This is a genomic window from Hymenobacter sp., assembly GCF_036387835.1.
Classification (GTDB): Bacteria; Bacteroidota; Bacteroidia; order Cytophagales; family Hymenobacteraceae; genus Hymenobacter.
This window is the reverse complement of the sequence record NZ_DASVSY010000010.1, coordinates 72,408-79,026: the sequence shown is the minus strand read 5'-3', so window position 1 is coordinate 79,026 and position 6,619 is coordinate 72,408. Positions and strand designations below refer to the sequence as shown.

At 57.5% G+C, this 6,619-nt stretch carries 6 protein-coding genes; all 6 read right to left on the bottom strand.

The features are described 5' to 3' along the window. On the bottom strand, positions 1–693 hold a 693-nt coding region (locus VF639_RS02225; protein WP_331144247.1), incomplete at its 3' end, for a hypothetical protein. A 63-nt stretch (positions 694–756) separates the two neighbouring features. Next, positions 757–1,752, bottom strand: coding sequence for a PspA/IM30 family protein (locus VF639_RS02220; RefSeq protein ID WP_331144246.1), 996 nt, complete (start codon positions 1,750–1,752; stop codon positions 757–759). Positions 1,753–1,756: 4 nt separating this feature from the next. Further along, positions 1,757–2,458 carry a hypothetical protein gene (locus VF639_RS02215; RefSeq protein WP_331144245.1) on the bottom strand — a complete coding sequence of 234 codons (702 nt, stop codon included), beginning with the start codon at positions 2,456–2,458 and terminating at the stop codon, positions 1,757–1,759. Positions 2,459–2,708: 250 nt separating this feature from the next. Beyond that, positions 2,709–3,920 (bottom strand): MFS transporter, encoded by a 1,212-nt coding sequence (locus tag VF639_RS02210; RefSeq protein ID WP_331144244.1) that lies wholly within the window; start codon positions 3,918–3,920, stop codon positions 2,709–2,711. Positions 3,921–4,018: 98 nt separating this feature from the next. Continuing rightward, positions 4,019–5,857 (bottom strand): M61 family metallopeptidase, encoded by a 1,839-nt coding sequence (locus VF639_RS02205; protein ID WP_331144243.1) that lies wholly within the window; start codon positions 5,855–5,857, stop codon positions 4,019–4,021. 94 nt (positions 5,858–5,951) lie between these two features. Continuing rightward, positions 5,952–6,599, bottom strand: coding sequence for a class I SAM-dependent methyltransferase (locus VF639_RS02200; RefSeq protein ID WP_331144242.1), 648 nt, complete (start codon positions 6,597–6,599; stop codon positions 5,952–5,954). Positions 6,600–6,619 lie beyond the last annotated feature (20 nt).

Below are 6,619 nucleotides of genomic sequence, written 5' to 3'. Positions count from 1 at the left end.
AGTGGTTTCGTCGGGGTTGACTTTGAGGCCGTTGTCGGCGCACCATTTCAGGGCAATGTTCTGGTCACCGTCGCGCAGGTAGCAGGCAATGGTTTTGCCCACGGCCAGCTTGGGGTTGTCGAGCCACTCTTTCGGGCCCATCAGCTTGTCTTCGCCAAAGGATTTGCCCACTGAGTAAGGAATAATCTGGAGCTGCGTGCCGGCTTTCTTGAGCTGCTCCTGTACGGCCGAGAAGCCGGGCAATCCGTCGCCCATGATGCTCACTAGCAGGCCAGGGGTTTCAGGATTGCTCGCTAAATCAGTGGCATTCTTCACCAAGTCAGCTTGCATTTTGGCCACATCGTCTTGGCGCACAATCTGCATATCCACACCGTTGGCGGCCATGGCCGAGCCCTGGGTGGTGCGGGGGCCGCCGTTGGCCAGCATCCCCGCCATTTGGGAGTTCCAGGCCATTACTTCCCACGTAATGGGCGTGCCCTTCTCGGCGGGCGTGGTGCCGGGTAATTGCGCCAGTGGCACGGCAATGTTGGTGCGGGATGAAGCCGTGGAAGTAGGTAGTTCAATCGAGTTGAGCAGCACCGATTCGGTGGCAGCCTTTTTGAATAGCAGCCCACTCGAAACCAATTTATTGATACCGAAATACAGGGCTAGGATGATAAGTAAGCCGATGACGACTTTACCGCGTGTAGTCATTTGAAGGGAGAAGAAGTATAAAAGTTAGTAGGATTCAGCTCTCTTGCCAGAGAGGTTATGTGGTTAATCCAGCAGCTTGTCGTAGGCGTCATTCGTTGCCACACGGGTTTGCGTAGTGGTCATGCGTACTTGAGGTTCCTGCTCCAGCAAAGCACTAAACTCGCCTTTTTGGTATTTCTCGAGCAGACGCTGGCCTTTCTCGCTCATCACGCCGTTCTGGATGTCCATTTCCTTCACGAACTCCTGTGAGTAGCGCATGGCCTGCTTGATCTGGCCGAGCTGGGCGGCCATGTCCTGGGCTACCCGGTCGGTGGCGAGGTCGAAGAAGTACTTCTTGTCGGGGTCGCCGCGCAGAATGTTCATGGCAGCTCGCATGCCGGAGCTAGTGCGCTTGACTAGCGTGTACTCGTCTTTCAGCAGGCCTACTTTAAACTTGCTGTTATCGATTTGGCGCAGGGCGGCTTTCAGGATCTGGCGCATCACCAAGCTTACGTTGGCCGTGGTGGTAGCCATGGGCGTTAAACGGCGGTTGTAGTCTTCAAGCTGCGCAGCACGTGAGGCGTAGCTGTCGGCCGAATCTTTCTCGCCTTGGCGCAACGCAGAGTCGGCCAAAGCCAGGTATTCCTGCATTTGCTGGCGGTTGGCGTCCATCTTGCGCTGTACCAATTCCTTGGCACCTTCAATGTGGCCCACCTCGCTCTCCATGTTTTGGGCTTCTTTTTCAGTATTGCGGATGTAGTCTTCCATGATACCGATGGGGTCGGTATTGACGAAGATGCCCGCTGCCGTTCGAAAAATCCGCTGGCCCAGATACCATAGACCTGCTTGCACCCGCTTGTTGGTGGCTAGCAAAAACAGCACAAATAACAACCCAAGCCCAATACCGAGCTTCACAGTATCAAATACAATATCAATTAGATACGGCAGGATTTTGCCCCAGTAATACACGCCAGCTCCAGCCAGCAACGCCACGAAAAACCAGCCAGCTACTTTTTCCGGCTTCTGCCAAGGAGGTAAACTGTCGCCAGGAGCGGGAGGAGGAGGTAGAAGATTGGTCATAGAGTTACTTAGCGGGGGCAGCAGTGCCACCAGACGAAAGGAATGTTTCGGCAGCTTTGCGGTGCGCCTGCAATTCAGCTAGTGCGGAGGTGCTGGCTGCTTCATAGCTGGCCAGCGCTAACTGCGCTTTCTGTTGCTCTTCGGCCAACTGCTGTTGGGTTTGGATCAGTTGCTGCTGCTTGGCTTGCAGTTGCTTGGTCAGATCTGCGATTTCGAGAGCTAGCTTTTGCTCTTGCCCGCTTAGCTGCATCAACGTGCTCGGCGCGGCATTGCTAACCTTGATTTCACCTACCTTTTCGCGATGGCGCTCCACCACTTTGTTGCGGTCTGACTCAAGCACAGTTTCAAACTTGCTAGCCGACGCCAGCAAACCTGGTACGGTAGTGCCGTTAATAGCTGCAAAGGCGTTGAAAGCCGTTTGGTAAAGCAACGGGCCCGACATACCAGCAGCGGCCATGCTTTTCACCATTTTCATGTAAGCCGCGAAGTCCTTGCCGTCGCCGGCCAATAAGCTGGCAATATGGTCGAGGTGGCGCTGCTCAGGTTGCGTGACGGCAACGTTGAAAGCCGGTTGCTGGCCTTGCGGAAATACAAAAGGGGGTTGACCAGCTGGCTGAGGTTGGCCAGTGACGGGAGTGCCAGGAGCGTCGTCGCCTTCCACAAAGAAGTCTTTCGCAGCTTTGGCAATGTTGCCGAAGATTTCCATGATATATTATAAAGTAGAAAGATTTGTTTGGTGCGATTTGGGAAGCGCTTCACGGAATGCTCCTTCCAGCAGATCGGTAAAATTTCAAACGAGAAGGACAAGGCATCCAACAGGTAAGACCCAACAACTGAAGGTAAGCAGAACAGAATAGTGAGCGGCCTTAAATAAGCTCGTCAAATATACAGTATTCCAGCAACCGCAAGTGAAGCTTAGTGCACTTTTACTGGCAAGTCATTTTAGAACTATAGTGCTATTTATTCCGCCAGGCCAGCACCGCCACTAATGCCAAACACAGCGCAAACCACGCCCATGGCAGCCGCAAATCTAGTACTGACAGCAGCCCGCACACCAAGGTGGACCCGAAGCTAGCTAGGCCCTGGAACGCTTGGTTTAGCCCAAAAATCTCGCCTCGGTCGGCCTCGGTGGTGCGGCGGGCCAGCAGTCCTTCCAGCAAGCCCTGAATCAAGGACAGCGTAAGGCAGTCGAACACAACCAATACCACAAAAGCTTCACGTGAAGAGCCCGTTAGCCCGTAGCCGGCCAGTACGGGCGTACCTAGCAGAGCCAGTAGCACAATGGCGCGGCGTTGGTTTATACGGTCAGCGAGGTAGGTGTAAAAGCCGTAGTTCAGCACGATGCTGAGAGCCCCGAAAAACATGAAGAAGTAGGAGATAGTGCGAGCATCCATATGCAGCTCACCCAAGCTCATGTACGGCACGAAGTATACGTAGTAGCCGGTGCTAAGCGTGAGGGCCACTTGGGTAAGCACAATCCGGCGGACGCCAGGGTTGCTGGCGTCTTTCACTTGCAGCCGCGTCCAGAGGGTAAGCGGGTTCACAGAACGGCCTAGCTCGGCCACTAGCTCGCTGCCCCGTACGCCGTTGCGGTGCTGGTGGGTTTCGCGCAGCAACAAGCTCAGCCCGATGTTGAGAACCGCCAGCACTACTGCCAGTCGCACTACGTAGGCGGCCTGCTGGGCGGGTGGCACGTGCAAGGTGCTAAGCAATATTCCGGCTGCCATAGGCCCTAGCACAAAGCCGAGCGAGATAATAGCGCCCTCCAGACCGAGGTTCTTGAACAGCCGCTCGGGTGTTGAAATATCGGTGATGGCCGAGCGCGCAGCAGCGTACATGCCGTTGGTAACCCCATCGGAAGCGCGGTTCACGAAGTACAGCCCCGCCCGCACCGGTAGCAGCAGCACATTGGCCAGCAGCGTACCCACCGCCGAAACGATAAAGATGGGCCGCCGCCCGTATCCGTCACTCAGCCGCCCAAGCAGCGGCGCCGAAAATAGCTGCACACCCAAAAATATTCCCATCCCAACTAGTAGCCACAGCTGTGGTTCCGGCAGGCCCCGCACAAACTCCGGCATCACCGGTCCAATGGCGGCTCCCGCAATTATATCGACCAGAATGATGGCATACAGGAGCCATAAACGACGGTCGAGGGGTGGGGCAGGCATGTTAGAAGCAGATTAAAAGACTGTCATTCCGACGCAGGAGGAATCTGAGCGAAGTCTTAAACGGAATAACTCAGATTCCTCCTGCGTCGGAATGACAATTACTTTGCCTTGCCACTCAGCCAAGCCTTCCGGAACGCCAATTGCTGACGGGTGGCTGTCGGTAGGGGAACCACTTCCAGCACAGGATCTTCTTGTAACTTGACCTGCACAGTCCGTACACCGTCTCGGGCGCGGACTTCCAGCGGCACCACGTCGCCGGGCTTGTGTTGGGCCAGGAGCTGTTGCAGCACCTTGGCTCGCTTCAACGGCTGGCCATCCAGTTTGAGCAGCACATCTTCCCGGTCGATACCCGCCACATAGAGCGGGCTCCCGACGGTAGACGTGCCGGGCAGCGCGGCCCCACTGCTATCGGGCAGGAACTGGAGGCGCATGAGGCCAAGGCTAGCTTGGCCGGCTTTGGCCTTGCGGAGCTGCAAACCCGCCGGGGCCAGCAGCTGCTCGAACTTGGGTAGCTCGTGGCCATAGATGTGCTCCCGGAAAAAACGTCCGGCAAAGGCCGTGTCCTTGCTGACTTCGCCGAGCACCCGCTGCAAATCGGGGAGGGTGTAGGGGCGCTCGGGCGCGTAGTTGCGCTGCGGCTTGCCGTGCTGCTGCCACACCGCCCGCATGAAGGCGTCGAGGGTGGTTTTGTGGTTCTGGCGTAGCTCAAGGTCCAGCGCCAGGGCGTTGGCCCCACCAATGTAGTAGTAGCTGAGGTAGGTGTTCGAGCGGTTGTTGGGGTCGATGGCGGCGGCAGCGTCCACGAAAGGCGCTTGCTGGCTCATCTGCACCGGCGAGTACAGGGCCGCTCCCGGCGAAAGCAAAATCGAGTTAATCAGACCGTTCAGGGCTTCTTCGCAGTACTGCTGATCGGTGTAAACGCCGGCGCGACGCAGCAACAGCTCGCCGTAATACTGCGTGAAGCCTTCGGCAAACCATAAGCCGCTGCTCATGTTGGCCCGCTCGAAGTCGAACGGCTCTAGGTCTTTGGGACGGATGCGCTCCACGTTCCAACTATGGAAAAACTCGTGCGACACGGTGCCGAGGTTGTCGAGGGCGCCGGGGCCGCGCAGGGGACGGTTGCTGGTGAGGGAGGTGGAGTTGCGATGCTCCATCCCGTCGCCGCTGGTTTGGGGTAGGTAGTTGGCCACGAAGGTGTAGCGTCCGAAGTCGTACTCCGGCAGCTCCCCGAACACGGCGGCAGCTTCCTTCACCACTCTTTTGGTTTGCGCCACGTAGCTGTCGAGCTCGGCGTCGGTGCCTTCGTGTAGCACCTGCATTTCAATGGTGCGGCCTTGTTCTTGCCAGGTGCGCGTTTTCTGCGGGCCAAGCGAGGTGGGCGAATCCATGAGGTATTGCAGATGAGGGGCGTACCAGGTGCCTTTGGTGGCATCGGGCCGCAGCTGCGAAGCTACTTGCCAGCCTGTAGGCAACTCAAACTTCACCTCGGCCGGGCGCTGTTCCAGGCCGCGGGCATAGGCCAGCGTGGCCGGAATGTTGAGGTGGGCATGCCGAATATCAATACCCGCGTAGGTGCCATCGGTCCGGTCGCCGAACAAGGTGTAGCTGAACGTTACGGTACCATCGTGGCCTCCCACCTCCCATCCGTAGGGGTCGGGGCGGCTGATGTTCAGTGCTTTGCCTTTCGAGTCGGTGGCTTTTACGTCGTACACGTTCTTCGCGAATTCATGCAACGCATAACGCCCCGGCGACGAACGGGCCATTCGTACCTGTAAGGGCCCGGCGGGCAACTGCGCAAACGTGACCGTAATGCGTGCCTCGTGGTGCACGGCATTCGGAAAAGCAACGGTGTAAGTGACGGGCGCCTGCGCGGCTACAGGTTCACTGAAAGCCAGCGGCAGCGCCAGCAGAAAAGCGGTAGCAGTTTTTCGAATCATCAAACAAAGGAGAGCAGAGAAACAAGGACACGCTAAAGGTAGCCGACGTTGCCGATATCAAACAGCGTGCTGCTAGGGAAGTGTTGATAAGCCGCTACTTCCACACTGATGCTTCCACCATTCCTTTGAAAAACCGCTTCTGCTGCTCTGCGTGTAGCCCTAGCCGCGCCAGCTCCACCTGAATAGGCGGTAGCTTCTGCCCGCTGATGCCCGTAGTAAGCCGGAAAAACTGGTACATGATTGCCAGAAGCCCCCGCTGCCACCACGTCTGAGGCGGTACGAAATCGGCAAATAGCCAGGGCGCCGAAGGTTTGCGGACTGCGTTGAGTTGCATTACTACCTGCCGCAGCCGCAGCGGGTCGAACAGGTCGAGAAAGAAGAAAGTGATGATGCCATCGAAAGCGGCCGGGCTCGTCAAGCTGGCTTCGGTGCCAACTTGAAACACCACCTGTGGTACTGCCGCCGGTTGCTGGCGGTGCAGCAGCGCCCGGGCTTTCGTCTGCATTAGGGGAGAGGCTTCCAGATACAGAATAGTGGCCTGAGGTCGCAGACGTAGTATTTCCAGCAGCACTGCCCCCGTGCCGCCCCCAATCACGAGCAGGTGCGGCGCGCCGGGTGGCAGGCCCACTGCCAGCGCGTGCTGCTGTGCTTGAAGCAAGGACTGACCATACACGAGCCGGCTCAAGGGGTCATAGAAGGCAGCTACCCGGTCGAAGCCGGCGTCGGGGAGGGAATGTAGCATAAGCTTTAGCTTGTGCCGTA